Genomic DNA, 1591 nt, shown 5'->3' with positions numbered 1-1591 from the left:
TGTGAACCGAAGGTCGGGGGCGCCGCTTGTTTGATCATCGCAATTCCCCTGGCCCCCTTCCCCCGGTTCGTCATGCGGCGTGCCGCCCATGGATCTCGAAATGGTACTGGCCGCATGAATTTCCCCGACAAGAGCGGGCACCTCCTGGGTGTCGCCTTTTGATTGGCCCTTGTCGGTCTGCGGCGCGTGGATTTTGGGTTTCACGAGGCCCAGGGCCGCAGGTTGTTGTTGCCCCGCCGCGCCCTTCATGGGCTTCAGTGAACGTCCGGGCGGGGCCGCGTGATGTTGCGCCGCAAGAATGGTGTTCGTCCTATCATTGGCAACTTCACGCATTTCTGATGTCCTCCAATTCGGCGGCGGTCCACACGGCAGACACCGGGCGCGCGCCTTTCATCTTCTGAGCGACGGCGGCGAGAAACTTCGCCTTGTCATCGTTGCGTTTCGCGAGGTCGGCGTAGAACGCTGCGGCTTCGACCAGATCGGCCCTCACGGCGTCCCCGAGGCGCTTCCCGGACGGAAGCCGCATGTCATAGAGAGACACCGCGTTGGCGCGGGTGAGAGCCTTAACCCGGTCGTCAGGGGCGCTGGGCCGGCTCCAGATGTACGCCCGGCGCTCGCGCTTGAAACCGGCCACTAGAGCCTGGGCGACGGCGCGCTCGTGCGGCTCCATCGCGGCGGTGTAAACCTCGGGCTCCGCGCGCATGATGGCCAGCAGGTTTTCGAGCGCTTCAACGTTCGACTGCGCGCCATCCCATGCGGCGGATATGGCTTCACTCAAGTTCATGTCTTCCACTCCAAATTTGTGCCCGGGCACTTCTGCGCTGGATTTCGCGGGCCTACTGGCCCGGGCTGGCGGTGCGCTCTCTCGCTGGGTTCCGACACTGGCATGGCACCGCCTTGTGCCAACACTAGTGCCCACGAGCGCATGTCGTCAAGCCACTTGCGAAAAGAAATTTCGCGTGCTATTGTCCCCACATGGAAAACCGCACAGAATTCATCAAGGTCCGCGTCTCCCCGCAGGAGCGCGCGCGCTTCACCGAAACGCTCCGGGCTCACGGCCTAGAGCTTTCCCACGAAATCCGGGCCTTCCTTGAGCGCAAGGTCAAGAGGCTCGAAAAGAAGGGGGCGGCAGAATGACCAAGACACCGTGGACACCGGGGCCGTGGCGCGTCGAGTTCGATCCCGGCAACATGATGGAGTTTGACTGGTACGTCGCCGCTCTTGACCAAACTACGGTCGCAGCGATGTACCTCAACGCCAGCCAAGGCGATGGCGGTGCATCTGGCGAATCCAACGCCCACCTGATCGCCGCCGCGCCGGAGATGGCTGAGCTTCTTCAGGAAGCCCTGGACGACATCAGCGCGGCGAATACGATAGGGTGGGAGGACCGCGTTCATGCCGTCCTCGCCAAAGCCCGTTGGGAAACCGAATGACCGCCCCCCGCACCGCCCGCAACATGTCCCGGACATCGGCCCGCGAACGCGCGTGGCTGGCGTTCTTCACCGGCTTCTGGGCTGGCATCGCCTTCGCCGCCCTGCTGTTCGTGGTGGCGCTGTGAACATGCCGTGGACCACCCGCAAGCGTGCCGCGC

The 1591-nt window shown here is 63.9% G+C and carries 3 protein-coding genes; 1 reads left to right on the top strand and 2 read right to left on the bottom strand.

Annotation, left to right across the window (positions count from 1 at the left end):
- Both KDH09_06090 and KDH09_06085 read right to left on the bottom strand, forming a co-directional pair.
- On the bottom strand, nucleotides 1–333 hold a 333-nt coding region (locus KDH09_06090; GenBank protein MCB0219248.1), incomplete at its 3' end, for a hypothetical protein.
- Complete coding sequence (locus KDH09_06085) at nucleotides 326–778, bottom strand: hypothetical protein (GenBank protein ID MCB0219247.1); 453 nt, start codon at nucleotides 776–778, stop codon at nucleotides 326–328. The genes KDH09_06085 and KDH09_06090, both read right to left, overlap by 8 nt.
- 355 nt (nucleotides 779–1133) lie before the next feature.
- Here KDH09_06085 and KDH09_06080 point away from each other — a divergent pair, with 355 nt between their 5' ends.
- Nucleotides 1134–1433 (top strand): hypothetical protein, encoded by a 300-nt coding sequence (locus KDH09_06080; GenBank protein ID MCB0219246.1) that lies wholly within the window; start codon nucleotides 1134–1136, stop codon nucleotides 1431–1433.
- Nucleotides 1434–1591: the final 158 nt, after the last annotated feature.

This window comes from Chrysiogenia bacterium (genome assembly GCA_020434085.1).
In the GTDB taxonomy this organism is placed as follows: Bacteria; JAGRBM01; JAGRBM01; order JAGRBM01; family JAGRBM01; genus JAGRBM01.
This window is presented reverse-complemented; position numbering and strand designations above follow the sequence as displayed.

Coding starts and splice junctions, on each gene's coding strand:
- KDH09_06080 (MCB0219246.1), top strand. CDS start 1,134: ATGACCAAGACACCGTGGACACCGGGGCCGTGGCGCGTCGAGTTCGAT.